The organism is Thalassoglobus polymorphus, assembly GCF_007744255.1.
GTDB lineage: Bacteria > Planctomycetota > Planctomycetia > Planctomycetales > Planctomycetaceae > Thalassoglobus > Thalassoglobus polymorphus.
Genome location: NZ_CP036267.1, coordinates 3667076 through 3693018 on the forward strand (window position 1 = coordinate 3667076; position 25943 = coordinate 3693018).

The following is a 25943-nucleotide window of genomic DNA, read 5'->3' on the forward strand; positions in this document are numbered from 1 at the left end:
CTGAGTACTTTTCATCAGATGACTCCCCCAACGCACCAGGCATCTCACGATCATTTTTCCCATATTGCTGTTTTCACGAAACACCCTTTGCCGCGCAAAAATGGATCACCTCGTTATGAGCATCAAGCACACACACCACCAAGCCCACACACATCACGGGCATCATCACTTAAAGAACGACGCTGGTCTTCCTGCAATTCTTGACTTACTCGAAGACACAGCAGTAGAGATGGACGATGTCATTCGGAGCCTAGAAAAGTCTGAGACCTTGTCAACGCTTGTCCGAACTGAAGCAGAGTCGGTCGTCAAAGCAAGCGTTTTCACCCGAGAAGTGAAGTCGCTCAAGCATGCAGTCGCCCTCTTGGGCTTGAATCGACTGCACGCTTTGCTGGTCGCCCAAAAGACATTACAGGATCAAGAATTTCATCGATCTGCATAATTGCGATGACCAACAATCTACGCAAACAATCTACACAAACAATGCCGTCGTGCAGCGAGGTTCACAGAAAAAGAAAGCACGAAATTAGCATCATGAAGATCCAGCACGAGGCATGACAAAAGTTGAAAACACTCGAACAGGCTTAATGACGCATTTGATTTTCACCAAAATCGACGAAGCTCAAGTTTGGAGAATCCCCATTGCTACAATCCCCTTCGAATTGCAGTCAGTCAGACTCTTCGGTATGAACAGACTTTAGAAAGTGAATTGCTTTCAGCAGGTCGACCTTTCAAACCGAGCGAATATCAACCCGTTTGGAAAGTTGTCCCGAAACATTGAAAAGATGCAGCGGTTTGCATTCGCAGTTCTTACCGCCGCAAGCAAGGCAATGATATGCCGGAATCTCCTACAACAGACCAACTTGAGATCCTTCAAGATGTCGCCTGCACTTTGTGCGGCTGCGTATGTGATGACTTGCGAATTGGTGTTCAAGAGAATCAAATTCAGACGACCGAAAACGCCTGTGCGCTCGCGGAACCCTGGTTGCTTCGCCAGAACCAGCGACAGCAGCAACATCCAGAAATCAACGGAGATCCTGCCTCGCTTTCTGAGTCTTACCAGACAGCTGCAGAGCTCATTCGCAATTCACGAACCCCGTTGGTGTATGGCCTCTGTTCAAGCAGCGTGCTGGGGCAACAGGTTGCATGCGAATTAGCGGATCGCATCGGTGCAGTCATCGACACGACCGCTTCGACATCTCACACCGCGTCAGTCATGGCTCTTCAGCGGATCGGAGAAAGCACCGCCAGTCTGGGAGAGATCAGGTATCGCTCAGACCTCATCATCTTCTGGGGATCAAATCCTGCCGAGAGTCATCCTCGTCACCTGGAAAGATTTTGCGGCACAGCTCTCGGGGATGGTCGGCAAATAAAACGTGATCTTATTGTGATCGATACCGTGCTGACTGAAACAGCGAAACAGGCAGATCTCTTTATTCAAATCAATCCGGGTCAAGACTTCGAAGTCTTGTGGGCCTTACGGGGACTCTTGAATGGTATCGAACTGACTCAATCGGAAATTGGGGGAGTGCCGCTACAAACCCTCGAACAACTCGCCGATCGAATGAAGGCATCGCAGTATGCAGCTTTATTCTATGGGTCAGGGTTGGCTCAAGGGACTTTGCCACACTCTCAGGTCGAAGCAATTCTCAGCTTAGCCACAGACTTGCATCAGCATACGCGTTGCGTCGTGCGTGGCATGCGAGGATTTGGTGATGTTGGAGGGGCAGCGAATGTGCTGAGCTGGCAAACGGGTTACCCATTCAGCGTAAATTTTCATCGGGGTTATCCACGCTATAACCCCGGTGAGTATTCAGCAGCTGAAATGCTCTCTCGGCAGGAACCAGATCTTGCAATTCTGGTCGGAACCGATGGCCTCGACCAACTTCCTCAAGAGGCGATCAACTGGCTGCAGACAATCCCTACAGTGCTGCTCTCACACGAAGATTGCGAACTTCCATTTCAGCCCACAGTTTTATTCCCTGTCGCCACATGCGGTGTTCACCTTTCAGGAACCACCTACAGAATGGACGATACGCCCATTCCTCTCCGCCCGATTCTTCAGACAAACCTTCCTGATGATGCAACGGTTCTCCGCGAAGTCCTCAACCTCATCAAGCAGATCGTCATGAGTGAATAGCTCATCGAAACGACTTTGAAGATAGACTCATCCGTCCCTCTTCAACGTGTCCGCCGATGCAAAACTCGCAGAGCGGCGACAGAGCAGCAATCGCAATTTATTATAAAATGATCAAGCTCAAGGAGCGATTACTTGAGTCGCGGGACACGTATAAGTTGCAAGTTCGGTTCAAACAGCCACAGACGGTCTTCGTCTTGCCTTTTGCCAAACCCTTCAAGTCCAAAATAGGCTGGCTGGTACTTTGTGGTTCCGTCCGGGAAAGTTTCCAGACGTGGCCCGAAAATCTTCTTGAACTTCGCAATAGCAGGATCATTCGGGGAGGAAAATGCTCCAACAGTGACGATCGATTCGTGCCTGTCGTGCCAGATGTATGCGTCAAGATTGTTATAGATATTCTGTTTGTCAAAGTTCCCGCGCAAGACTGCGACAAGCTCTCGCGAAGCACGCCCGGCATTATCCAGATCGTTGTCCTTTAAGAAATCAGTAATCCCTGAAGTATCTTTACCAACGACCTTTTGCTTTCCATAAAATCTGGCAACGACGAGAGTGTATTCACCTTGGTTTTCTGATAGCGAGTAATTTTCTCCGCTATTCAGTTTCACGAGCAGTGGGTCACTGGTGCTGCGAGAAATCTCATCCGGAGAGAGCATCGGATTGATGGTGAGAAAAGCACCGCTTAATGGTGTCGGACGGGCCTTGGTCGGCGAGAATTTCACGCCTTGCTGCAAACACTTTGGATTCAGTTTTTTGACCCACTTCAATGAGTCTTGAGCGAGTTTGTCGTTGATGTCGTTGTAGTTCCCTGCCAGGACAAGAACTGTTCGCACCCTGCGGAGGTTTTTTCTGACTTCTTCGCGACCGACGCGATCTGTCACTGTGACACGTTCTTGTTCCGGGTCGTGGATATAGACGTAAGCCGGCATTCCTTTTTTTCGCAGCTCTAGAATGAGCTCATGCGCTGCTTCTTCCGGTGACTTTCCTGACTTCGTCACCCCTTTGGGATCAGTCGTATGAAAAGTTGCCACACTGACCATCCAGGGACCACGATTCTTTGTCAGCTCATATTTTTTCGAAGGATCTGCTTCGATGCGAGCTGCCTGCGACTCACTGACCGAACCGATGAGAAATGCGGACGCGACAGTACAAATTAAGAGTCGTTGTACATTCATGATACCCTCCGTGGCTTTGGATAAATGAACGCCATGGACGCTCATACTACCAGCGGACACATCCTGTGACTCAACTGGCAATTCTTAGTTGAACTCGCTCTAACGAAACCTCAATAGATCTCGAACTCTGGGAATCAAAATGATTCCAAGAGTCTTGATAGAACACTTTCGTGTTTTGTGTGTCCGTGAAGAGCGCGTTCATGAGACGAATCGCTGATCTCCACAAGAGAGTCCGCGTACATCTTTCAAAACTGCTTTAGTTCTTCTTGACACTTGGCCCGGTTTCTATCAGCTTTTTGAAGATGTGTCCATAGGCCATCTGTCACCGAGCGTATCTCTTTGCATCTGTGTGAGTTGCGCAATTCCGGACTCCGCCAGATCAAGGAGTTCGTTGAGCTGCTTCCGAGAGAATATCTCACGTTCGGCCGTTCCCTGCACTTCGATCAAGTTCCCGGTCCCGGTCATGACGGCATTCATATCGACTCCGGCGTCGTGATCTTCAGGATAATCGAGGTCGAGCACTGGGACACCATTCACGATTCCGACGCTGACAGCTGCGACACTTTCCCTGAAGACATTTTTAGGCTCGAAGGCCGGATCTTCAACTTCATGAAGTGCATCAACTAAAGCGATAAAACCTCCGGTGATCGCAAGGGTTCGTGTCCCGCCATCAGCTTGAAGAACATCGCAGTCAACCGTCACCATACGAGGTCCAAGAGCTTGGAAGTCGACGACAGCCCGCAGACTTCGCCCGATGAGTCGTTGAATTTCTGTCCCGCGTCCATCAGCTCGCCGAGATTTTCGGGGAGCGGTGCTTCCGGGAAGCATATTGTATTCTGCAGAGACCCAACCTGTCGGGTTCTCTTGGGCTTTTTTCCATGGTGGGAGATCTTCACTCACACTCGCTGAACAGAGAATGGTCGTATTCCCTGCCTGAACCAGAACTCGCCCCGGAGCTGAGCCAAAATAGGGACGTTCCACACGTAAAGTACGAAGCTGATCGGCGGAGCGCCCATCGTGACGAGACATTGATTTTCCTTATTCAAAATAACAAAGGGAGGGGAGTCTACGCTTTGAAGGAGAGCCTCGAAAGACCGGGCATTCCTCAATCCAAAACAAACGAGAGAGTCACGGAGAATATTAAACGCCGCACATCCGATTCAGAACATCTGAAAGTTTATGCTCAGGTCGTTTCCTGCATCAGCGATCAAACGGAGAAATGGCTCCGTACGCTTTACAAAGAATTTCCACTCCGCGTAGTCACTCTGCTCGATCAGTGGCTATGTGACTCATCCGGAAATTTTCTTGATTGGACATCCGCGATGTATTCTATTGTTGCCTCGAGAGCGATCTTGCGAACATCAGCGTACTTCTTCAAAAACTTCGGCTGAAACCCTGAGAGACCGAACATGTCGGGGCCGACTAACACCTGACCATCGCAGTGTGATCCCGCTCCGATGCCAATCGTGGGGATGGAAATTTCTTCTGAAATTGTTTTTGCAATGTCTGCCGGAATCAGTTCTAACACAATGGAAAAGGCACCTGCCGACTCCGCAGCTTTTGCGTCGGCAAGAAGTTGTTCTTCGTCACGCTGAATCGCGGACATTTTCCCCAGCTTGCGAACTGACTGGGGTCGCATTCCAACATGGGCCATCACAGGCAAGTCGCATTCCGCCAATTTTTCAATCGTCCTGGCTTGCTTAACTCCTCCTTCCAGCTTGACGGCCCCGGCGCCGGTCTCTTTGAAGATTCGTCCCGCATTTTTCACCGCTTGCCTGGAACTGACCTGGTACGACATAAATGGGAGGTCGACAATCACCAAAGCTTTTTTAACCGAACGTGCGACGATCTCTCCATGATAAATCATCTGATCCAACGTGACCGGGAGAGTCGTATCATGTCCTTGGACGACCATACTCAGAGAGTCGCCTACTAAAATTGAATCGACTCCAGCTTCATCCATAATGGAAGCCCACAAACAGTCATACGCGGTGAGCATAGTGAGCGGTCGTCCGGCGGCTTTCGCATCGACAAACTCAGGAACATTCATTCAACGAACTTTCTACTCTAAAAAGGAAGCTTCTATCTTTAACAAGCAAGATTATTGACTGCGTCGCGAATTGCCCTGTGACACGGCAATCACATTGGGCCCCGTCATACAGACTGAAAAGCGACTCACACCGCAACGCGATTTGTGCTGCGATGCTAGATTGTGACAATCACTTTACCAACTAGAGACCCCGCACCGCCCAAAGTGTTCGCCTCTTGAATTTCGTGAGCCTGCTGGGCTTCTTGTAATGACAGTGTCTGGCCAATCAACGGTTTCCACTGACCATTTTCGAACCATTGGTTCATGTCGGTAGCGCAGGAACGTTGCTCTTCAGGAGAGGCATTAAACATTGCGAATCCGAGCAACCGTAAATCATTGACGTAAAATTGTCCCAAGGGGAACTGTGGTTCGGCATCCCGGCCCGCCATCAGAATAATTCGTCCTCGTTTCTTCATCATGCCGATGGTTCGGGGAAGGGTGGGCTGTCGCTGCGTTTCCCACCACAGATCGATCCCGCCATTGCTTTCACAGAACGCTTGAATATCGTCGTCCAAAGAATCCGATCGATAATCGAGAACAAGATCGGCTCCTAACGATTTTGCCAGCTCTCGCTTTTCAGGAGATCCCGCAGTTGTAATGACTCGTGCGCCGTACGCTTTCGCGAACTGTACGACCATCGATCCGACTCCACCGGTTCCTCCGTTGATGAAAACAATTTCATCCTGCTGGAGTTGTCCGTGAAGAAACAATCCCAAGTGAGCTGTGATTCCGGTCAATGCTCCGGCGGCAGCTTGTTCATCAGTCATCTTTGCGGGTGTCGCATACAACCAGTCTTCATGGACAGCCGCATACTCTGCCAATGTCCCTTGTCGTCCAAAAAGGCTTTGATTGCTCCCCCAGACTCGATCTCCAACTTGAAAACGAGTCGTTCCCGGACCGACCGCTTCAACTGTCCCGGCAAGATCACATCCGGGGATGTATGGGAACTCAATGGGGAGTGGGATTGCCCCACTTCGGATATAAGTGTCGATGGGATTCACAGCCGAGGCAGCAATCCGCACGAGAACTTCACCATCCGCTGGGACCGGCGTTGGCTGTTCTCCAATTTGAAGAACTTGAGGATCGCCCTGCTTTTCGATGAATGCTGCAAGCATAAGTTTCACTCCATTTGAAGTTTGTTGCGAGAGGCTGTTCGCTTGGCTGCGGATGTCAGACGATTCTAAGCGATTCCGAACGAATCGAAACCGCTACGAGCGTTTCCAGCAACGATTCGGCAGTAATGATCAAATCAATTCTTGCGGTTGCAACTATTTTACAGCTTTCACCCAGAACGTAAAATCGATTCACACTGAGAGATCGACGCAAGTTTGTATCACTCCCAACGACTAGACTGTTCGGGTGGACGTCCCCTCAATGATTCTCCGAATTGATTGAAAGAGACCCATTTCACAGGTGCTTTTGGAACAAGCCACCTGTTACGATATCGGGGATTTCTTATAAAATCGAAGTCCAATACCCAATTCAGACTTATCCGGTAACCTGTGTGACAGAGTTTTTTCTCAGTGTTTGAGAAGCTCAATGTTTGAGAAGCCTTGTTCAGTTTTCGGATCAGTTCTAAATCACTTCATTCCAAGGCGTCGATTATGACGAAGTTGATTCGACTCTTGCTACTTGTCGGTTGTTGCTTATCAACTGCTACTGTTGCAGAAGCCCAAATTTCAACATCGGGCGGAATTCCAGATGAAACTCTGTTGAACCGCTACGGCCTCACACTCTCATGGTGGGGGCGGTCGATCATTGACGGAAAACGGGACACCGTTTTGTTCGTGACTGCTGACGAGCAAAATATTTACATGCAATCCTCTTCCGGGATTCTGACGACGTTCAACGGTGAAACAGGTCGCCAACTGTGGTCCACCCTTGTCGGTTCTCCGGATCAGAGAGGTTTTCCCGCAACGACCAACGATGAGCAATTGCTGGTGACCGGAGGGATGCAAATCTATTCCTTCAACAAAGACACCGGAGACCTGCTCTGGCAACTTCGTTCTCCTGAACACCCTTCCGCCTCTCCATCTATCAATGAATCACAAGTTGCAATCGGGGCAATTGACGGAAGTGTATTCGCTTTTGACCTAAGAAAAGTTCGCGAGCTTCATGATGAGCGAATGCTTCCACGCTGGACCCACTTAGCACAAATGTGGAGATTCAAAACCCCTCTCGCAACGGTTTCTCCTCCGATCTTTACTGGTGAGACGATTGTTTTTGCGAGTGAACAGGGAATTGTTTATGGCCTCTTTTCAGAAAACAAGAAGCTCAAGTTCCAGTTTGAGACTGACGTAAGAATTGAAACACCATTGGGAAGCAGTCGAGAAGAAATCCTCATTATCAGTGAGGACTCCAGATTATTCTGCATCAATAAGGACAACGGACGGACGCGATGGACATTTTCCAGTGGAGCCCCAATGCGAAGCCCGGCACGGGTGATCGGCCAGCAAGTCTTTGTGGCGCCAACACGTGAAGGAATGAGTTGTATCCATCTCAAAACCGGTCTGCTCTTATGGGAACAACCAAGAGCCATTGAGTTTGTCGCAGCGAGCGAAACTCGAGTTTACGCATCAGATCTCAACGGAAACCTGCTCATCCTCAACCGAGGAACAGGTGAGAAAATTGGACAACTTCAGTTGAGACATTTCAACAAACGAATCAACAACGAACGGACAGATCGCATTTACCTCGCGAATGAATCTGGAATGGTTTTGGCGATTCGTGAAATTGGATCAGAGTACCCTTCCTTCCATCTGTACCCGGAACGTCGCCCGATCCTGCCATTACTCGTACCTGAAGAGGGCGAAGAACCTCCGATGAAAGATGGTGCAGTCAAAGCAGTCGCTCCTGCCGACGAAGAGGCCAAAGAGAACCCGTTCGAAAACTAGAGCATCTTTCGAATTGGTTTGAAGGACCGGCCTCGTGGCGAACTGCATTTTTACTAGAGAAATGCGTTCTTCACGGGTACACGGTAGAGCATCCATGAGGAAGTTTCTGTCAAGTCGGGAGTGAGACGATTGCGGGATTTTCCAGGCATCCATCCGGCATCACTCACCGAAGTGAGGCGCCAATAGACATGATTCGGTCGGTCCCATTCAAACTGACGGTCTCGAAGACCATGCTCTACCACGGGATCCAACTGCAATCCCACTCTCCATCTCGACGTGAAACTCTGAACACTCTACTGCTGTGATTTTACTATAAAATGATCTTGCGTGAGTCCCTTTCGCCTCGCCCTGGCCTGGGTCTGCAACTCAAATTGAGACCCAGGTGATGGTGTGGTGAATGGGACGGTCTCTTTTGCTGAGCTCGAGTCGGGCTCAGGCACTGACCGCAGGAACGGCCTCTTTCCAAAGTGTGCCATGTTTGAGCATCGCCCACATGACTCGTGACAAGTAATGTGACGTCGCCACCAAGGCAATTTTCTTGCGTGCCGGATCGTCGCGTTGAATTCTCTCGAAGTAGGCTCGGACCGTTGCCGATCGGCGGATCGCTTGCCAGGCGGCTTCGGTCAACATCGCACGAGCTGCCGCAGAGCCTTGTCGAGTGATGTGTCCCAGGCGGTTCTTGTCCGACGATTGATCCTGGGTCGGAACCAGACCGAAGTAGGCTCCCACCTGTTTGCTGCTTTTGAAGCGATGCGGATCGTCGATGAATGCGACCATTGTCTCGGCGGTTCGCAGACCAACTCCCGGAATCGATTGCAGCTGAAAGACAGCGGGGTTGTCCCGGGAGAATTTTTTCAATTCGGTTTCGAGCCTTTGCACCTGCGTTGTCAAAAAATCGATTTCCTGGACAAGTATGTCTCGTTTTATTGCCAGCAGCGATTGTTCGAATGTCAGTTCTTTGAGCCACTGCATCCCTGCTTTGGTCCAGAGACCAGGTCGCGTGGGAGCTTTGATTCCCAATGATCTTAACAAGGCTCGAATTCCATTCTTGGCTCGGGTTCGCTTTTCGATGGTTCGCTTGCGGAAGGTGACCAATTCCCGCCACGCCCGGACGTCGGCGGGTGGGACATGGACCTCGGGAAGTTGATCGACATACAACAGCTTGGCGAGCTTTTCGGCATCGTTGCGGTCGTTCTTCTTGTGCGATCTGAAGATCAATCTGAGTTGTCCGGGATGCGCGACCACCACCCGCAGAGCCACTTTCTTGAGTGCTTCGGACAGCCAGCCGTAATTGCAACTCGCCTCGAAACAGACCTGAAACGGCTCGGTCAGCTTGGAAAGCGTTTCGATCAACTGCTTGAGCTCGCGAACCGTCCATCGCTTGTGAACCTTTCCGTTGTTCTTGAGGACGCAAACCGTAATTTGTGTTGTGTGAACGTCTAATCCAACGTAAAACATAGTCGTCTCCTGAGATCGGGGTGGTGAAAAAAACAGTTCCACAATACCCGATTGACGGAGACTTCCTACATAGTTTCAAACTGCCCTTAGAGTGGTTAGCTCTGCTGAGAACTCTTGTCAAACGTCTTTCGTATTGGAGCAAGTTCTCACGAGAGAATTTCATTCACAACATGTCCGTGGACGTCGGTTAAACGGAACTGGCGTCCTTGAAATTTGTATGTGAACTTCTCGTGATCGATTCCCATTTGATGCAGCCAAGTTGCCTGTAAATCGTGGACATGAACTTTGTTCTCGACGGCGTTGACTCCGAGATCGTCGGACGCCCCATAGCTGAGACCGGGCTTAATTCCGCCTCCCGCCATCCAGACAGTAAACGCATACGGATGATGATCACGCCCCCAGCGTGGACGGTTGTTGATATCACCCTGAATGAATGGCGTCCGCCCAAACTCACCTCCCCAGATCACTAGAGTTTCATCGAGCAGTCCAAGTCGGTCTAAGTCCTGGACCAGTGCGGCGCTCGGTTGATCGGTATCCCGACATTGATTGTAAAGCTCGGTCGTGAGTGAATTGTGTTGATCCCAGCCCGCATGCATCAGCTGAACACATCGAGTTCCTCGCTCGACCAGCCGGCGAGCAAGCAAACAGTTGTGTGCAAATGTTCCCGGCTCATGGACCTCCGGTCCGTACATCTCCAGCGTTGCTTTCGTCTCTCCTGACAAGTCAGTCAGTTCGGGAACGCTGGTTTGCATTTTGAAAGCCATCTCGTATTGAGCGATACGGGTCGCAATTTCAGGATCTCCAAACTCTTGAAGTTTGAGTTCATTGACCTTGGAGATGTCATCAAGCCAACCGCGTCTCATGGACCGGCTGACCCCGTCCGGATTAGAAATGTATAACACTGGATCACCAGTTCCACGGAACTTCACTCCCTGATATTTCGAAGGAAGAAATCCGCTTCCCCAGTAGAAGTCATAAAAAATCTGACCGCAGGAAGTCCCTTTACTGATCGATGTCATCACCACAAAAGAGGGCAAGCTGTCCGACTCGGAACCGAGACCGTATGTGAGCCAGGCCCCCAAGGTTGGGCGTCCAGGAAGTTCGCCTCCACTGAGAAGAAACTGAATTGCAGGTGCATGGTTCACCGCATCTGTCTGCATGCTTTTCACAAAACAGAGCTTATCTGCGATTTGCGCTGTGTGAGGTAAAAAGTCACTCACCCAGGCTCCACTTTCGCCTCGCTGTTTAAAAGGCTCAACAGGAGCCAACATCAATTTCCCATCCGCTTCACCAGTCATCGTACTGAAGCGTTTTCCCTCAGCGTAGCCGTTGGGAAGTGGTTGACCGTGCAAGTCTTTGAGCTTTGGCTTGTAATCAAAAAGATCAACATGAGTTGGGCCACCGTTTTGAAAGAGATAGATGACCCTCTTCGCCTTGGGAGCAAGGTGAGGTAAGCTCGGAAGTCCCCCAAGCGGAGCAGCATCTCCGAAGCCGTCTCGGTTCAACAACGAGGCCAGCGCAACCGTTCCAATTCCGGTCGCTGACTTTCCGAAAAACTCTCGGCGAGTGACGTGCAATCGATTTTGATAAAGTGGGTCCATGATCGTTTTAATGACTCATCAAGTTTTTGAAATCTTCAGGATGCTTCAGAATGTCAGGGTCGCTCATACGAACGCCTTAAGACAACGCGACTCATCCTGTTCTCCCGCAAAGTTATTCTTTGGATAAAGTCTCATCGAGATTTAAGATCGCCAGACACAGCGAGGTCCAACTCGCGTGTTCCACGTCGTCCAATGATTGATCCCTCTCAGACTCTCCGATCGCTAGCATTTCGGATGCGTACTCAGGATGCGATTTGTACTCACTTCGAGAACGATTGAGCCCCGCCAATAAAATTGTCGCTTCTTCGTCCTCCGCACTTCGGGCGAGCGACCGTTGGAAAACGTATTCCAATCGATCCCGGTCAGACGTCGCATCGAGGTGCAGAGCCTTTTCTGCCAGAGCACGGCCAGCTTCAACATACGTCACGTCATTGAAAGTCAAAAGCGAATGCAATGGCGTGTTCGTCCGGAAGGCACTCACCGTGCATGTTTGTCGTGAGGAGTTGTCGAAGAAGATCGTCGGTCCAATAATTCGCCGCCAGAACACATACAGGCTACGACGATACAATGCTTCGCCATGGTCTTGCACATATTTCTTCTTGCCAAACGTTGCCTCCTCCCAAATTCCGGGAGGTTGATAAACATTGACGGATGGTCCGCCTCGACGATTCGTGAGCAGTCCACTCACGGCAAGAGCCTGATCTCGAATCATCCATGAAGGAAGCCGATAGCGTGGAGCACGTGCGAGGAGACGGTTCTCAGGATCACGTTCGAACAAGCTGGGTGTCACTTTCGAAGATTGCCGGTAAGTGTGGCTCATGACCATTTGCTTAATCAAACGTTTTACATTCCACCCAGAATTTCGAAAGTCCGCAGCTAACCAGTTGAGCAACTCTTCATGAGTCGGTAACTCTCCCTGAACTCCAAAATCGTTCACAGTTTTAACGATTCCAACTCCAAAGACCTGCTGCCAAAACCGATTGACGACCACACGTGCCATCAGCGGGTTCTCATCAGCGACAAGCCATTCTGCCAGTGCCAGCCGATCTTTCTTCGTCTCTGTTGGCATGGGTGGTAAACTCGTTGGGCTATCAGCTGTGACGACATCCCCCGGAGCATTATACAGCCCGCGAGTGAGGAGAAATGATTCCCGAAATTCCTGTTGATCTTCCATGACCATCACCTTCGCAACGGCTGCTCGCACAGAATTGAATCGTTTTTCAAGATCACTCACATTCTTAGAAAGCTTGATATGCCGGGAATCGTCATTCTGATGAGCCTGCCGGAGAAGTTTCTTTTGTTCGTCAGTCCTCTTCTCGGTTGGCGTTAGCAATGCAAGTCGCAAGCTTTGATTGCCTGCTTCATCCAGCTTTGGGTGAGGCACAGTCGATGTCGAAAGTAAAAAACGACCGATATTGTGGCTCGCATGTTGTGAGTCATGCCGCAACACAATCCGTAGTTCCGCCCCCTGAACCGCTTCGACTGGATTTTCAAATCGAAAGAGAGCGGCATGGTCACGATCAACCGGCTTTCCATCGTAGACTGCCCAACCTGATTTCCGATTGCCATCGAACACACCTGCCACCTTGAGGCTCCCCTGCTCGAAAGAGGCCTCTGCAGAACGAATTTTCACGGGCGATTCTTCGTCACCATTCACAAGAAAGACTTCAAGTTCGGTCAGGACAAAGTTCCCGCTATTGGACCGGGCCAATCCTCCCTGAAAATGTGATTCATGTCGAAGTACATCGAGACGCAAGCCGGTGAGCGATTGTGGAGTGAGCGGGGCAACCACTTCGTAAGTGTCGTTCTTCGGGTTCGGACCGCTTGCAAAAATCGATCCATCTTCAAGCTGTTCTAACTGCTGATGTTCAGCACGAACGGACTTGGCAAGAAGAGGAGTCCAGGTTTCAGACTCTTTGAGCGACTCCAGTTTCGCAGCTTCCCAGGTGGACTCTTTTGCATCGAGTTCCTTTGAGTATGTCGCCAGATCACCGCGAGCAACCTTGAGTTGCGACTCAAGCGACTGCATCTGTTTTGATTGTTCATCTGTTGGAGCAAGAAGAATTGGCTTTGTTTGTGGATTCCCACCAGCGCCGGTCACCGGTGTCTGATTGAAGAAGGCGAACAGGCTGTAGTAATCTTTCTGAGAGAGTGCATCAAATTTGTGATCGTGACAGCGGCAGCAATTGAAGGTCAGTCCCAGCCAAAGCGTGGCTGTCGTCTCCGACATGTCCATCACATAATCAACACGATTTTCCGCAGCGATCCGGCCTCCTTCACCATTGATCATATGATTGCGGCAAAATCCCGTAGCCAGTTTTTGCTCGAAGGTTGCATCGGGAAGCAAATCGCCAGCGATTTGCCAAGTCGTGAAATCGTCGTAAGGCAGGTTATCGTTGGAAGCGTTCACCACCCAGTCACGCCAGGGCCACATTGTCCTTTCACGATCCCCCTGATACCCGTTTGAATCGGCGTAGCGCGCAGCGTCCAACCAATTCCAGGCCATCCGTTCTCCATACGCCGGCGAAGCCAACAGTCGATCCACCAGTTTTTCGTATGCAGCAGGAGATGTATCGTTGAGAAACTTTTCGACTTCCTGCGGAGTTGGCGGAAGTCCTGTGAGGTCCAAAGTGACACGCCTGATCAGCGTCGACTTTTTCGCTTCAGGAGATGGAGTCAACTTCTCCTCATCGAGCTTACGACGAATAAAAGCATCGATCGCATTTCGAACCGGAAACTCAGCGAGGTCTTCGATCTTCGGAACTTCTGGCGAGACAATCGGCGTCCATGACCAATGCTGTCCCCAATTCGCCCCTTGGTCGATCCATTTCCCCAAAAGTTCAATTTGTTCTGAAGTCAAATTCCGATTGGAATCAACTGGCGGCATCCTCAGGTCGTCGTCTCGCGTATTCACACGGGCGAACAATTCACTCTTATCGCGATCCCCGACAATAATCGATGACAATGCGCCGTCATGCTCATCCAATCGTAAATCGGCCTGACGCTGTTCAGCATCGGGACCGTGACAATGAAAACAGTTTTCGGAAAGAATCGGCCGAATGTCGCGATTGAAATCAACAACATCGTCAGCCACAACTGAGAGATGGTTGTTGGCAGCCATCACGAGGAATAAAAAACAGGAAAGCCAACGCATTTGCAAATCCGGAACAAGGGAGTTTTGATCGAGTCTCGCAGTCAATGTGCGATCGTCAAAGCCAATGGAGTGAGTCTCATGGGATGCCTACGGAAGGAATGAAATTGTACCAGACAAACTGAATAAGACGAAGAGAACTCGAATTCCAACCAATATGCTGAGCCTCGATTCGAATTCTGGAACGTATCGAATTCATTCATTTTCGCTAAAGCATCTTGCGATTCCGTATGCCCGTGAAGAACGCATTTCTCTAGTAAAAATGCTGTTCGCCACGAGGGAGATCCTGCAAACCAATTCAATAGATGCTCCAATCAAATCTTCGGAAGAATGCGAAGCGGTTCCTCAAATCGAAACTCACCTTGCGGCACGAGCGACGATTCAATCTATTGTAGCTCTCCATCGATGCTGCTGTTGAAGCTGTTGAAGCTGTTGAAGCTGTTGAAATGGTGACGTTATCCCAGAGTTCGCCCCATGTCGTGAATGATCCATTTCATCGAAAGTCGTGAAAGAAAGTCTTGCAGCACTCGAATCTTCTGGCATGATATCACAAACACTGGAATCGAGTTGACGGTCAAGCTGACCATGACCATTCAATCAGCCTCAGCGAGTCCGACTCGGTAATCACGAGAAGCAAAAAACACACATTCAGAACTCAAAGAGACCTGCAAATGACTCACCAAGTCAAGTTCTTTATCGCCCTGGCCGTGCTATTTTCGATGCTGACGGTTCAACTGACAGTCACAGGTTCGGCACTGGCGGCTGATGACGATTTGACAATCAAGAAGATTATGAAAGTCGCCTTTAAAGGTGATCTCGTCCGTAAGGTCGGGACAAATAAAGCGACAGCTCAAGAGAAACAAGAGCTATTGAAACTGGTCAAAGCGATGCAAGGAATGAAGCCTCCCAAGGGGGACTCAGAAAGCTGGACGGAAAAAACAAAAGCACTGGTTGATGCAGTTCAGGCTTCTGTCGATGGAAAAGAGGACGCAGCGATGTTACTGAAAAAAAGCACCAATTGCGCTGCGTGCCATAAATCACACAAGCCAGAATAGAGCAGCACTTTTTCAGGGGTAACAAGAGGACGAAAGCTCTCGAAACTGAAGTCAAACGTAGATTGACTGAGAAACAAGAACTGAAGCAGCAAGCAGCTGGTCAACAGAGAACACTTGATACGAAAACGGAGTTGGTGATGAAGACTGTTCTAGCGTTTTGTCTGCTCACATTGGTTTGTGCCACTGCGGATGCACAGTCAAGCCGAGACCAGAGAAAAGACTTCGTCGAAGGACTCCTGAAATCTCTCATTGATTCTCAGCTGAACCGGGGACGACCGGCCCCTGATCGCGATCCTCCGAACCGTCCGCCGAACGCTGACTTGCAGCAGGCTCAGGCCTTCCTGGATGATCTCGCAAAACAATCGGGACAATTGGTGAATCAGTTGCGAGTTGAAGAGCGAAGTATGCCGCAATTGCGTCCCTTATTGGCTGATGCACTCACGATCCATGCGGATGCAAGAATTCTTCGTGATGATGCACGCTCCGTTCGTGATGAAAGAGCTTTAAAGAACTCGGTTCGCGAATTTGACCGGAAGTGGCGGACACTCGCTCATCGCCTCAAGCAAATACCAGAGCTAGGCCGAGCGAGCCAACGCACAATCGATTCGATCACCGACCTCGACACGTCCTTGTCTCAACTTCTTGGAATCGATCCGCAGTTTGACCGGAACTCACTCCTGAGATTGAGTTCGTCCGTCTCAACTTCAATCGGCCATTTGAATCAGGAGCTCCGATATCAACTCCATCGAAACCCGAACCGAGATCAAATTCTCACGCAAGGGTTCCAACTCAGATTGCAGGCCAGTCAGCTTGTCTCACTTGTAGATCGAGCGGATTATCAATCGATCGTTGCAAGCACTCAAAGTTTTCAACAAGCGTGGAAACCCTTTGCGGCCAGATTGCGTGAACTCAACTCCGAGAGAATTCAACGCGACATGCTTGAGATCGAACAATCGCTTCGCGACATCTCTGAAATCCTCTGGCTGACGGCTCCAATTGATAAGGCTCAGATTGTGCAGCTCACGCAAACCATTGAGCGTGAGTTCGATCTGTTTCTTGAAAACGTTTCGCTCGCGCAACTTATTAAACTCAATCAAAGCCAAAATTTAATTCAACGGTCAACACAGTTTCATGCGTCAGCTCACCTGTTTGCCGAAACTGCGGAGCGGTCGCAAAACCTCAATGATTTGTCTTGGGATTTTCAGGTCTTGGAAGTCGAGTGGAAAGATTTCCTTGTTGAAGCCAGAAGAATAAATCTCCCTGCTGCTCAACAACAAATTCAGATGATTCAACGATCAATGAACATTCTGCAGAACATGTTGAATCTGCGCCCACAACTCGATCGACGTGAACTTCTTCCAGTTGTCGCATCAGCTGACGACTTGAGTGACCGCTTGCTCGACACCGGAAAACGACTTATCGGCAATTCAAGATCTTACCCTGGGACCTTCCGCATCAAATTCCTCAATGAGCTGAATGAATTGCATGACTCAGCCCACCAGCTTCATGACGGGTTGATCCAAACAAAATCCGAAAGTGAGCTGCAGCATGATGCGGAACACCTCATCGAGCACTGGAGCGAGGTGAAGCAACTTGTGACACAACTTCGCCAACAGGACCAGCAGCAGATCATGCAAATCATGGCACAACTTGAACCGAACATGATGAAGCTGCAAGTGATCTTTTACTGATTGTCGCCCACACAAGCCCCGAGCTGCCTCACAAACCGACCACAGTCCTACAGCACAGTTCTACAGCACGGGTGCGCACCAAAATTTGGGGCTTAACACAAAGATTCAGAGCAAGAGCACTCACTTGAACAAGCCCCGCTTCCCTCCCCGTATTCGCATTGAAAACCCAAGCAATCCTTCGGTCCCGGAAACTTTAATTCGCGGAATTTGAAAAGGATCTCCATATGGACGTTTTTCAATTCCGGACTCAGTTGTGACAGCTCCCCGATACCCCGCTGCAGCAACCATCTGCGAATGTCTGGGTTCATAAATCCCAAAGGGGTATGCAAATGTTTGCGAATTGACCTGGAATTCAGTGTCTAGCTCTTTTTTTGCTCCTGCGATTTCATGCGTTGCTGCCTGATCTTCGATCTTCGCTAAATTTGCATGAGTGATGGTGTGCCCACCTAATTCCCAGCGGCCGGTTTTCACCATGTTGTGAATTTGTTCATCTGTCAGCTTCGGCTCTGCTTGAAGCTCGTCATCTTTGTGATGTGCTTTCTTCTTACTTGACCATCCGCCGTCTCGCTGCGTGACTAGATAAAGCGTGGCACAGGCTCCGTATTTTTCAAGAAGCGGATCTGCGTTGGTCCAATTGTCTTCAAATCCATCGTCGAACGTCAGGCAGACGGACCGTTCAGGGAGCGGTTCATCAGAAACGAGTTGGCTCGCAAACACAAAATGAAAGTTGCGAGCTTTCAGCCAGGCGAGTTGTTTCTCCAGCTGTTCTGGCGGAACACGTAACTTATTAAATCGTGTACCGGGACGATGCGAACGGACCATGTGATACATGAGCACTCGCGGGGCTGACCAGTCGACGACAGGACGCCACCAAGCGTACTGAGCACTGAAGTACCCTACTCCTCCCAAACAAATCCCGAATCCCAAACCCTCGGCAATCATAATTCCTCGATAGCATTCTTCGAGTTGAAACTTCACAAACTCTTGAATGCCTTAATAGAAGTTTAGCGTAAAAAATCTCGAAACTTTAAGGATTGCGAGAACCTATTGTTGCAATTCGTATGTCAGATGCACTCACTCAGATTCCATTACAGGTCGAGAAGTTGGTCCATCAACTGAGCAGTATCCTCCAGCGATTTGTCGCCCCCTTCACGGGTCGCCCAGCCAGTAAACTCAATTTCGGCCAGTGCTTTGCGAACTTCCGGCCAATCAACATCTCCTTCACCGAGCCGACAGAATCCGTTCTCTTTGCCCCAATCTTTCACATCGAGTTTAACGATACGATTTCCAAGCGTCCGTATCCACTCTTCCGGTTTTCCGAATTTGCGGACATTGCCAATGTCGAAATAAGCTCCGACCCACTCACTATCAATCGCATCGAGATAGTCCCGGAACTCATCGGGAGTTTCGCAGAACCCGTTCCAAACGTTCTCGATCAAAATTTTAATTTGATGCCTCTTGGCAACCGGGATCACTTTACGGATCTCGACGATCGAGCGGTTCCAAACATCATCATGGGTCTCTTCCGGACCAGACACACGCCCCGGAACCAAGAGAACCGATGTTCCACCAATCTTTTTTGAATCTTTGACAGCTTGCACCAAAGCAGTACGACCGACTTCCCGAACCGCAGGGTCTGGAGAAGAGAGTCGCTCTTTCCAATGGACCATATCGACAACACCATGCACAGGGAGACCGACCTGCTTGATAGCCTTGTTCAATGTATCGAGATCCGGAATTCCAGGGCTGGCTCCTTCGATTCCATCAAAACCAAGAGTTTTATATTGCTCAAGTCTGGTGACCATTTCGTCGAAGTCTTTGCCAATTCTGCCACCTTTATTGGCTTTGAAAATCTTCCCGTTGTTTTTGCGTTCGCGTTTTGCAGGTTCGGCTGCCAGAGTCCACTGAGCACCAGAGATGGCAACGCCGGTCACGGCGGCCGCTGTCCCTAGAAACTGTCGACGTGACTGTTTCGACATCACCCTCTCCATCAAAATTGCTGAACAACACGAGATCTTTCAGGAGACAGGATGCACAATTTGAGGGCAAACATCAATGAACAGATGTTTGCATCCGTGCTGCTGAATTCATCACAGTCGAACGCATTCCAATGGGCGAGCCAGCTACCGCAGGACCGAGTACAGATTACTGAAATCGTCGGTCCAGAGGACACGTTTTTTCGGCGAGGTATCAGTCAACTCCAGAAGCCCATTGTCGTCGAGAATCTGCTTGTCATGACTGGCAATCATCCAAAGACTTGAAGTCTGCGATGTGGCGTCGTCACCAAGAAATTTAGTGAGTCGAAATTCCATTCCTGCCTGATCTGCCAGCGCTGCGGTCACGGGAGCTAAATCGAGGTGCAAATTCGAAACATGAAATGCAAGAACTCCCCGTTCGTTCAAGTGGCTCATGTAAATTTCGACAGCCTCTTTTGTGAGCAAGTGAGTTGGCACAGAATCACCGGAGAAGGCGTCCAGAACCAGCAAGTCGTAACCTTGTGGATCTTCCCGCTCGAGAACAAGTCTGGCATCGCCAACGATTGTTTCAGTCTTCGAAGGAGAGCCTGAAAGAAAACGAAAATTGTCTCTGGCGATCCGAACGACAGCCTCATTGATCTCGTAGTAACGGAAATGGTCAGATTTGCGACCGTATCCGGAGAGAGTTCCGACTCCTAATCCAACAACCCCCACCTTGATTGAAGGCCGAGTCTCGTTAAGAGCTGAAAACGTGCGACCGATGCCAGAATCTGGTCCGTAATAAGTTGTTGGAATCATCAATTTTTCTGGCGACTGATATTGCACACCATGCAAAATTCGACCGTGCCTCAATTTGAGAGTATGCTTCTCTGGATCATGAGGAGAGTGATTTTCAATTCGTAAGACACCGTAAAAATTTCGTTCAATTTTTGTGGAGCTTCGAATCGTTCCACTCGCTTGCGATTGCAAACTGATGGCCGTCACGATGACTACGGCATAGGCTCCGTAGTGCACCCACGCAGGAATCTGACTCGCCTCAGATCGTCTTCCGTTTTCATTTAAATAGACTCCGATTGCCAGCGCAGAACAAACGACGAGTGCAAAGTGCATCTCCAAAAGGAGCGGAAAGAAAGCTGGAGCAATGACGCCGACAAACACCCCGCCACTGGCCCCACCGGCGGCCATGATCAGATAGAACGAAGTCAATCGAGCCGGTTCCGGTTTCAGCCGTGCCAATTCACCGTGACAAATCATGCATGCAGCAAAGAGCGCGGAAAAATAGATGAGAACTTCAACCACCAGTCCAATGGAAGGTGGCTGAGTCATGAGAAATGTCACCAGAGCCAGGGAGAATGCACCTCCCAGACCGAACCACAAACGTGAATACCATTGTTCACCATCGAAGCAAAGAATGAAGGACAACAGGTATAACGAAAGTGGAATCACCCACAAAAATGGGACGACTGCAACATCCTGGCAAACCTGATTCGTACATGCTAACAGCATCACCGAAGCCATCATCGACAGACCATACCATTGCCACCAGCTTCCAGCAGTCTTCTCAATAATTTCATCAACATTTGCCCCAACATTCACCTCCGCAGAAATGTTTTGCGAAGGTTTAGCCGGTTCGGCATTTTTAGATCCAGCTTGAAAGAAGACGGAGACCCACCCACAGAGACCGCACAGCAACGCCAGACCAAAAAATCCGATCGACCAGATTGACGACTGCTGAGACATCCCAATTACTGGCTCGAAGAGAAACGGATAACTGACCAGTGCCAGCAGCGATCCGATATTCGATAACGCATACAATCGATATGGTGAACGACCGGGAAAGGCTCTGCCGAACCACGATTGCAGGAGTGGTCCAGTTGTAGAAAGTACGAAGTAAGGCAGCCCAACGGTGACCAGCAGCAGCGCCAGAATTCGAAAGACTGGTGCCTCGCCCCCTGTCGGCTTCCAGGTTGCTTCAGGCAGAATGCTGATGGTCGCCACAGCAGCGATGAGTAGCACGGAATGCACAATCGCCTGCCAGCGTGGGGTCAATTTGCTTGTCAGTAAATGAGCATAGACATATCCACCGAAAAGGACTGTCTGAAAAAAGAGCAGGCAGGTAGTCCAGACATTTGGAGTTCCCCCAAACCATGGCAAAATCGCCTTGCTGATCAGTGGTTGGATCTGAAAAAGCAGAAACGCACTCACAAACACAGAAACTGCAAACAGAACTGAGACAAGTCGATTTTTCATGAGTGGGCGGTCGAGGCTAGAGAAATTCCGAGAGACTGGCATCCTTCATCAGAAGAACGCTAGCTCAAGCAAACCTGCACGTTGCCCAAAAGCAACAATATCTAAAGAGTCTCCTGACCGGTTCTAGCGGCTGTACGGAAACTGTCAGATCGCGCAATGGTCTGACCATTTCGCTCCCCTTTAAAATTTGTGCTCGAACCTCCTCACTGATTCACCTGTCCAGCTGTGTAAAAAGGTGATTATTTAGAGGCACGCAGAAAGATTCTCAGTTTTTGCTGAGTCGATCGATTCTGGTTGTGGTTCGACCCGATTTTCGCAACAATACCGCCGATGGAGCATTGATCTGCTTGAAAAGGCTGGTATGGAGATCGGTGACCGCGACAAAATCGCTGTCTTGTCCGTTCATTCGTGTCACCAAAGGGTTTCGATCCCCAATTTGCAAAAGAACAACTGACGCGAAACGGGTTGAGGAGGCTTTCCTCAATGAAAAACCAATTTCAACAAGCTGATGGTTCAACAGGCTGAAGGTACTCAACCACTAAAAAGTTGAGCAGACTCCAAGGGCGATAAATCGCAATATCGTAAAATGTGATGGTGAGGTGCCATCAAACGGCTGGCGAGTATTCCAGCAGATACGTAGACAAGAAAAACGACTTCAACTGGATTGAGAGAGGACTTCGGAGATGGCCGAAATTACAGCCGCAGCAGTCAAAGCATTGCGGGAAAAAACAGATTTGCCCATGATGGATTGCAAAAAAGCACTCGTGGCAGCAGACGGTGATGAAAGCAAAGCCATCGAAATCTTGCGCGAGCAGTTCGAAAAAGTCATGGTCAAACGTGCTGACAACGCAACAGCCGAAGGTCGCATCTTCACGAAAACATCTGAAGATGGAGCCACCTCAGCTGCTGTTGTGATGCTTTGCGAATCTGCACCCGTTGCTGGCAGCGAAGGTCTTGCCGCTATCGGAAATGCCGCTGTTTCTCAACTCCTCACAGGCCCGGGAGCCGATTCTGGCGAAGCACTGCTTGAACAAGAAAACCCAGCTGGTGGAACGCTGAAAGACTTGTACGAAGAAACGATCAACAAAATTCGTGAGAAGATCGTTATCGGACAGGTTGCCAAAGTGACTGGTCCTACGGGAATTTACGTTCACCACGATGGCAAAACTGGTGTTCTCTTCGAAGCTGAGGGTGAACCGAAAAATGCAGACATTCTTCGTGACATCGCGATGCACATCGCAGCAATGCGACCTAAAGTCGCTACCGTGGACAATGTCGACCCTGCTTTGGTCCAGGCTGAGCGTGATCGACTCACCGAAGAAGCCAAAGCGAGTGGTAAGCCAGACAATATCATCGAGAAAATCGTTGACGGCAGAATGAGTGTCTTCTATCGCGAAGAAGCTGGCGTTCTCACTGAACAGCCGTTCGCCAAAGAAGATTCGAAAACTGTCAGTCAGATTCTGGCTGAAAATGGATTAAAAGCGAAACGATTCACCCTGCTGACTGTCAGCGACTAATCGATTTCGTTCAAGTCAACGCTCGTGGCTGTTTCAGTCGCGAGCGTATTTTTTTATAGAACAGTTTGCTCTACACCTGCCCGCGAAGAACACCTTTCACCAGAGAAATTGCTGTTCGCCTCGAGGCAGTACGCAAACACCAATTCGAAAATGCGAGAGAACAGATCTTGCTTGAAGTTGTTCATCCCAGCTGAATTGATACACAGTGATCGCCCACGGCTGATGGTCCACAGGTGACACTGAAAGAGCAGCCCAACAGGTTTTCGGCCTGAAAAGACAAGTGCTCCCACGAACCGCAGTAACTCACCAAAAAGCCAGCGGCAACAGTGGATATCAACAGTGGATATCAACAGTGGATATCAACAGTGGATATCAACAGTGGATATCAACAGTGGATATCAACAGTGGATATCAACGATTTCAGCAACATTGTTCTCGCAAGTGTCCCTGAGAGAAGAATTGTATGTCAGAGTTTATTGCTGTGGCGAAAGTCGGTGACATCCCTGAAGGTGAAGGCCGCGCATTTCCTGCCAAGGGGCAAATGGTCGGACTCTTCCTTGTTGATGGGGAATACTTGGCGATCAACGATTTCTGCCCGCACATGGGAGCATCTCTTTCTGCGGGATATGTCGAAGATGGAGCGGTCAGCTGCCCTTGGCACGCATGGCGATTTTGCTTGAAAGATGGGTCTTGGCTCGATTCCCCGAAATCGAAATTAAAGACGGACTCTTACGAAGTCCAGATTCAGGGTGACGACATTCTCGTCAAAGTCCCTGACAAGCCAGATCTCACTGCTCCCGAGTCAACTTCTGAAGAATAATTCAAGCAGAGAAAAGCCGAACTGATGACCTCTTCTGTAAGGTTCAGTAAGGAGATTTCCTCCCGGCGGTGACAGGTCGCAGAGCCTGCCTCAAGAGAGGATGAGGATTACGACTTATTCCCAGCTGACGAAATTGCAGCGACAGCAGCATCGACATCGTCATAGATCGCCCAAATCGAGTCGAGATTGGTCATCTGCAGGATTTCTCGACAGTAAGTTTGCAAGCCCGCAATCCCGAAGGCTCCATTTTCGCTGCTCTTGATTCGATTCCAAATTCGAAAGAGCGTCTCGATAAACGAGGAGCCGTAAAATTCCACATATTGCATATTGATCACAATTTGCGGTGGAATTTCGGCAGCTAAATCGAAAAGTTTCTGGCTGATTTCTTCCAGATTCAATTCATCGATGCTCAGAGCCTCAGTACCAATAGTGAGCACTTGCACGCCGTTGATTTCTTCATGTGTCACTGAAATCGCCATCATCACCACCACATCTCAAGGCTGCACTGACACTCCGGAAACTCGCCATCTAGAGCAGTTTGCTCCACCGTGTGCCCGTGAAGAACGCGTTTCTCTATTAAAATTGCTGTTCGCCACGAGGCAGTTCCTGAACACCAATCCGAAAGATACTCTACAAGCAGTCTCAGAACCTATGGAATCGCGACCGTTCTCTGCACCAGAGAAGTGAACATCAAATTTTGAGACCAGTTCTAGAACCAGTCCGGAAACTTATGAAATGATAAATTTTCTCAGTGTTTGAGAGCACAAGTTCAGGTTTCAGGATCAGTTCTAAAATGTACCACACATATACTAATCGGCACTGAAGCGTTGTCAATTCGCTGTAACTCATTGAATTGATTGAATTTCAGCATCGTCGCAGCACGACCGAATGGGCGGAGTGCGTGGCGGGTAGAAGAATAAAATTCCGCCTGCCAACCTGAACTCCGAACCCTCGACGAGTCGCAAACAATCAACTTATTGTATTTCGACAGTTGCATGAAAAAAGCCAAACCAATAAGTATCGGTTTGGCTTTTCGTTTTTAAATGGAGTTCCCTGAAAGCCTTTTGGGCTCTCTTTTCGGAAAGGGTGAGTAACGGGATTTGAACCCGCGACCTCCTGGACCACAACCAGGCGCTCTAACCAACTGAGCTATACCCACCATCTGTTCGCTCTCCTGTTTTGGCTTGCGAACGCAAAGAATAATCGACTTCACTCATTGAGACAAGCGTCCCATGACAGAATACGAACGAGCACTCCAGGAACACCTTCAACAGTTCCTGACACCAGAGCGTCAAGCGAAGTTCGCAGCAACTTTAAGCAACCGGACTCGCCAAATCACAGTGGTACTCGTTGATCTATATCAGGAACATAATGCCAGTGCAATCTTAAGAAGCTGCGAAGCTTTTGGCGTGCAGGATGTCTACGTAGTTGAATCGACGCATAAATTCTCCACAAAACGAGATATCGCAATGGGAACAGATCGCTGGCTCACGCTGCACCGCTTCGAAGGCGAAAATAGTCTGAATCGGTGTTTTGAAGAGCTCAAATCGCGAAATTTCCAGACAGCCGCAACAGTGGTGAACGAAAAGAGTCTCCCCGTCTCAGCAATCGAGTTTCAGCAGGAAAAACCATTGGCTCTTTTTTTTGGAACAGAAAAAGAAGGGCTCCCCCCCGAAGTCATTGAACGTGTTGATATTTGCACCCATATCCCGATGTTTGGTTTCGTTGAGAGTTTTAATGTTTCTGTCGCTGCGGCACTCTCGCTGCACGTTCTGACCGAGAAGCTCAAACAGTCTGAGATCGAGTGGGAACTCCGCCCAAATGAGCTCGAAGACCTCTATCTGGAGTGGACCAGAAAGTCAGTCTCTAACTGTGGGGCCATCGAAAAACGCTTCAAGAGGGAATTGGAAGCGTCAAGTTAAGAACAGAGAAGACTGAATCGCCACGCGGGGACAGCTCTCAAGAAGGATTCGCTAGCAAGGGAGTACGCTGAAATCCCTGCAAGACTGGGACTCATTCGCCGACACCGGCTCTTTGATCCGGGTTTATCGGCACGAACTTTGGTCGAGACTGATTCTTCGACTGAGCTGAGTCGGAGCTGATTTCTGATCTTGCTCAAAGGTTTTGATTGCAAA

20 protein-coding genes and 1 tRNA gene are annotated in these 25943 nt (G+C 49.5%); 8 read left to right on the forward strand and 13 right to left on the reverse strand.

Annotation, left to right across the window (positions count from 1 at the left end; all coding sequences use genetic code 11):
• Positions 1-115: 115 nt before the first annotated feature.
• Together Mal48_RS13175 and Mal48_RS13180 are read left to right on the forward strand one after the other, a co-directional pair.
• Positions 116-439, forward strand: coding sequence for an HDOD domain-containing protein (locus Mal48_RS13175; RefSeq protein WP_197441687.1), 324 nt, complete (start codon positions 116-118; stop codon positions 437-439).
• A gap of 393 nt (positions 440-832) precedes the next feature.
• Entirely contained in the window at positions 833-2137 is a 1305-nt protein-coding gene (locus Mal48_RS13180) for a formylmethanofuran dehydrogenase subunit B (protein WP_145200108.1), read from the forward strand.
• Between the two features lie 128 nt (positions 2138-2265).
• On the opposite strand, the gene Mal48_RS13185 is transcribed toward Mal48_RS13180, so the two are convergent.
• From Mal48_RS13185 to Mal48_RS13200, 4 genes are all read right to left on the reverse strand, one after another.
• Positions 2266-3306 (reverse strand): hypothetical protein, encoded by a 1041-nt coding sequence (locus Mal48_RS13185; RefSeq protein ID WP_145200111.1) that lies wholly within the window; start codon positions 3304-3306, stop codon positions 2266-2268.
• A gap of 288 nt (positions 3307-3594) precedes the next feature.
• On the reverse strand, positions 3595-4335 hold the full coding sequence (gene rph / locus Mal48_RS13190) for a ribonuclease PH (RefSeq protein ID WP_145200114.1): 741 nt from the start codon (positions 4333-4335) through the stop codon (positions 3595-3597).
• A 244-nt stretch (positions 4336-4579) separates the two neighbouring features.
• On the reverse strand, positions 4580-5356 hold the full coding sequence (gene panB, locus Mal48_RS13195) for a 3-methyl-2-oxobutanoate hydroxymethyltransferase (RefSeq protein ID WP_145200117.1): 777 nt from the start codon (positions 5354-5356) through the stop codon (positions 4580-4582).
• Positions 5357-5511: 155 nt separating this feature from the next.
• Positions 5512-6510: an NADPH:quinone reductase gene (locus Mal48_RS13200; protein WP_145200120.1), complete on the reverse strand. Its 999-nt coding sequence runs from the start codon at positions 6508-6510 to the stop codon at positions 5512-5514.
• 489 nt (positions 6511-6999) lie between these two features.
• On the opposite strand from Mal48_RS13200, the gene Mal48_RS13205 reads away from it, so the two are divergent.
• Positions 7000-8289: a PQQ-like beta-propeller repeat protein gene (locus tag Mal48_RS13205; protein WP_145200123.1), complete on the forward strand. Its 1290-nt coding sequence runs from the start codon at positions 7000-7002 to the stop codon at positions 8287-8289.
• Between the two features lie 53 nt (positions 8290-8342).
• On the opposite strand, the gene Mal48_RS13210 is transcribed toward Mal48_RS13205, so the two are convergent.
• The 4 genes from Mal48_RS13210 to Mal48_RS13225 all read right to left on the reverse strand — a co-directional run bounded on the left by Mal48_RS13210 (position 8343) and on the right by Mal48_RS13225 (position 14502).
• Complete coding sequence (locus Mal48_RS13210) at positions 8343-8546, reverse strand: hypothetical protein (RefSeq protein ID WP_145200126.1); 204 nt, start codon at positions 8544-8546, stop codon at positions 8343-8345.
• Positions 8547-8721: 175 nt separating this feature from the next.
• Entirely contained in the window at positions 8722-9747 is a 1026-nt protein-coding gene (locus Mal48_RS13215; protein WP_145200130.1) for an IS110 family RNA-guided transposase, read from the reverse strand.
• A gap of 146 nt (positions 9748-9893) precedes the next feature.
• Positions 9894-11348, reverse strand: coding sequence for a DUF1501 domain-containing protein (locus tag Mal48_RS13220; RefSeq protein ID WP_145200133.1), 1455 nt, complete (start codon positions 11346-11348; stop codon positions 9894-9896).
• Positions 11349-11460: 112 nt separating this feature from the next.
• The gene (locus Mal48_RS13225; RefSeq protein WP_145200136.1) at positions 11461-14502 is read right to left on the reverse strand and encodes a PSD1 and planctomycete cytochrome C domain-containing protein; all 3042 of its coding nucleotides are present in this window, start codon (positions 14500-14502) and stop codon (positions 11461-11463) included.
• 668 nt (positions 14503-15170) lie between these two features.
• On the opposite strand from Mal48_RS13225, the gene Mal48_RS13230 reads away from it, so the two are divergent.
• On the forward strand, positions 15171-15554 hold the full coding sequence (locus tag Mal48_RS13230) for a hypothetical protein (RefSeq protein ID WP_145200139.1): 384 nt from the start codon (positions 15171-15173) through the stop codon (positions 15552-15554).
• A gap of 137 nt (positions 15555-15691) precedes the next feature.
• On the forward strand, positions 15692-17245 hold the full coding sequence (locus Mal48_RS13235; RefSeq protein ID WP_145200142.1) for a hypothetical protein: 1554 nt from the start codon (positions 15692-15694) through the stop codon (positions 17243-17245).
• 120 nt (positions 17246-17365) lie between these two features.
• On the opposite strand, the gene Mal48_RS13240 is transcribed toward Mal48_RS13235, so the two are convergent.
• The 3 genes from Mal48_RS13240 to Mal48_RS13250 form a co-directional block, all read right to left on the reverse strand.
• Positions 17366-18223: a polysaccharide deacetylase family protein gene (locus tag Mal48_RS13240; RefSeq protein ID WP_197441688.1), complete on the reverse strand. Its 858-nt coding sequence runs from the start codon at positions 18221-18223 to the stop codon at positions 17366-17368.
• Between the two features lie 110 nt (positions 18224-18333).
• The gene (locus tag Mal48_RS13245) at positions 18334-19224 is read right to left on the reverse strand and encodes a sugar phosphate isomerase/epimerase family protein (protein ID WP_145200145.1); all 891 of its coding nucleotides are present in this window, start codon (positions 19222-19224) and stop codon (positions 18334-18336) included.
• Positions 19225-19368: 144 nt separating this feature from the next.
• Positions 19369-21471: a fused MFS/spermidine synthase gene (locus Mal48_RS13250; protein WP_145200148.1), complete on the reverse strand. Its 2103-nt coding sequence runs from the start codon at positions 21469-21471 to the stop codon at positions 19369-19371.
• A gap of 683 nt (positions 21472-22154) precedes the next feature.
• Here Mal48_RS13250 and tsf point away from each other — a divergent pair.
• A complete protein-coding gene (gene tsf, locus Mal48_RS13255; protein WP_145200151.1) occupies positions 22155-22988 on the forward strand; it encodes a translation elongation factor Ts in 834 nt (277 codons plus the stop codon).
• Between the two features lie 463 nt (positions 22989-23451).
• A complete protein-coding gene (locus Mal48_RS13260; RefSeq protein WP_145200154.1) occupies positions 23452-23808 on the forward strand; it encodes a Rieske (2Fe-2S) protein in 357 nt (118 codons plus the stop codon).
• 107 nt (positions 23809-23915) lie between these two features.
• Here the strand turns inward: Mal48_RS13260 and Mal48_RS13265 are convergent, their stop codons facing one another.
• Both Mal48_RS13265 and Mal48_RS13270 read right to left on the reverse strand, forming a co-directional pair.
• Positions 23916-24290 carry an STAS domain-containing protein gene (locus Mal48_RS13265; RefSeq protein ID WP_145200157.1) on the reverse strand — a complete coding sequence of 125 codons (375 nt, stop codon included), beginning with the start codon at positions 24288-24290 and terminating at the stop codon, positions 23916-23918.
• Positions 24291-24893: 603 nt separating this feature from the next.
• Positions 24894-24967 (reverse strand) — tRNA-His (locus tag Mal48_RS13270).
• Positions 24968-25040: 73 nt separating this feature from the next.
• Between Mal48_RS13270 and Mal48_RS13275 the strand changes: the two genes are divergently transcribed.
• Positions 25041-25730, forward strand: a complete 690-nt coding sequence (locus Mal48_RS13275) for a TrmH family RNA methyltransferase (protein ID WP_145200160.1) — start codon at positions 25041-25043, stop codon at positions 25728-25730.
• Positions 25731-25943: the final 213 nt, after the last annotated feature.

What these genes read in the sequence shown, in the direction of transcription:
- Mal48_RS13175 (WP_197441687.1), top strand. Translation starts at nt 116, where the DNA reads ATGAGCATCAAGCACACACACCACCAAGCCCACACACATCACGGGCAT.
- Mal48_RS13180 (WP_145200108.1), top strand. Translation starts at nt 833, where the DNA reads ATGCCGGAATCTCCTACAACAGACCAACTTGAGATCCTTCAAGATGTC.
- Mal48_RS13185 (WP_145200111.1), bottom strand. Translation starts at nt 3,306, where the DNA reads ATGAATGTACAACGACTCTTAATTTGTACTGTCGCGTCCGCATTTCTC.
- rph (WP_145200114.1), bottom strand. Translation starts at nt 4,335, where the DNA reads ATGTCTCGTCACGATGGGCGCTCCGCCGATCAGCTTCGTACTTTACGT.
- panB (WP_145200117.1), bottom strand. Translation starts at nt 5,356, where the DNA reads ATGAATGTTCCTGAGTTTGTCGATGCGAAAGCCGCCGGACGACCGCTC.
- Mal48_RS13200 (WP_145200120.1), bottom strand. Translation starts at nt 6,510, where the DNA reads ATGCTTGCAGCATTCATCGAAAAGCAGGGCGATCCTCAAGTTCTTCAA.
- Mal48_RS13205 (WP_145200123.1), top strand. Translation starts at nt 7,000, where the DNA reads ATGACGAAGTTGATTCGACTCTTGCTACTTGTCGGTTGTTGCTTATCA.
- Mal48_RS13215 (WP_145200130.1), bottom strand. Translation starts at nt 9,747, where the DNA reads ATGTTTTACGTTGGATTAGACGTTCACACAACACAAATTACGGTTTGC.
- Mal48_RS13220 (WP_145200133.1), bottom strand. Translation starts at nt 11,348, where the DNA reads ATGGACCCACTTTATCAAAATCGATTGCACGTCACTCGCCGAGAGTTT.
- Mal48_RS13225 (WP_145200136.1), bottom strand. Translation starts at nt 14,502, where the DNA reads ATGCGTTGGCTTTCCTGTTTTTTATTCCTCGTGATGGCTGCCAACAAC.
- Mal48_RS13230 (WP_145200139.1), top strand. Translation starts at nt 15,171, where the DNA reads ATGACTCACCAAGTCAAGTTCTTTATCGCCCTGGCCGTGCTATTTTCG.
- Mal48_RS13235 (WP_145200142.1), top strand. Translation starts at nt 15,692, where the DNA reads ATGAAGACTGTTCTAGCGTTTTGTCTGCTCACATTGGTTTGTGCCACT.
- Mal48_RS13245 (WP_145200145.1), bottom strand. Translation starts at nt 19,224, where the DNA reads ATGTCGAAACAGTCACGTCGACAGTTTCTAGGGACAGCGGCCGCCGTG.
- Mal48_RS13250 (WP_145200148.1), bottom strand. Translation starts at nt 21,471, where the DNA reads ATGAAAAATCGACTTGTCTCAGTTCTGTTTGCAGTTTCTGTGTTTGTG.
- tsf (WP_145200151.1), top strand. Translation starts at nt 22,155, where the DNA reads ATGGCCGAAATTACAGCCGCAGCAGTCAAAGCATTGCGGGAAAAAACA.
- Mal48_RS13260 (WP_145200154.1), top strand. Translation starts at nt 23,452, where the DNA reads ATGTCAGAGTTTATTGCTGTGGCGAAAGTCGGTGACATCCCTGAAGGT.
- Mal48_RS13265 (WP_145200157.1), bottom strand. Translation starts at nt 24,290, where the DNA reads ATGATGGCGATTTCAGTGACACATGAAGAAATCAACGGCGTGCAAGTG.
- Mal48_RS13275 (WP_145200160.1), top strand. Translation starts at nt 25,041, where the DNA reads ATGACAGAATACGAACGAGCACTCCAGGAACACCTTCAACAGTTCCTG.